Annotated in this window: 1 protein-coding gene; it reads left to right on the forward strand. The window is 63.1% G+C overall.

Going from position 1 to position 591, the window contains the following annotated elements:
• Positions 1–52 precede the first annotated feature (52 nt).
• The coding region (locus ABD259_RS25710; protein WP_344165863.1) for a metallopeptidase TldD-related protein at positions 53–591 on the forward strand (539 nt) is incomplete at its 3' end.

Consider the following 591-nt stretch of genomic DNA (forward strand, 5'->3'; position numbering starts at 1 on the left):
CTCGACTCGCCACTCCCTCTCCAGCTGCGTCATTGCGGAAGATGACGGCGATATGGAGCGCGACTACGCCTACACCATTGGCCGGGCGATCGAGGATCTGCAGTCCCCGGAATGGGTCGGGGAAGAGTGCGCCCGCCGCACCCTGTCACGCCTGCCCCCGCGTAAGCTGTCGACCATGAAGGCGCCGGTTATTTTCGCCAACGAAGTGGCGACCGGGTTGTTTGGCCACCTGGTCGGAGCGATTGCCGGCGGCGCGGTCTACCGTAAATCGACCTTCCTGCTCGATTCGCTGGGCAAACAAATTTTGCCGGAGTGGCTGACCATTGAAGAGCATCCGCACCTGCTGAAAGGGCTGGCCTCCACGCCGTTCGACAGCGAAGGCGTGCGCACCGAACGTCGCGATATCGTCAAAGACGGCGTGCTGACCCAGTGGCTCCAGGACATCAGCCAGGGCCCGGCCAAGGACCACCTCGATGCCCTTGCTTCTGCGTTGACGCAACTCGCGGAGACCGTGGGCATCGCTCCCATCTTCGACCTCGCAGAAGGGTGGCTCCGCAACGGCGGCAAGCAGCACTTGGAACTTGTCGGAGA

The organism is Nocardiopsis rhodophaea (genome assembly GCF_039530945.1).
GTDB lineage: Bacteria > Actinomycetota > Actinomycetes > Streptosporangiales > Streptosporangiaceae > Nocardiopsis_C > Nocardiopsis_C rhodophaea.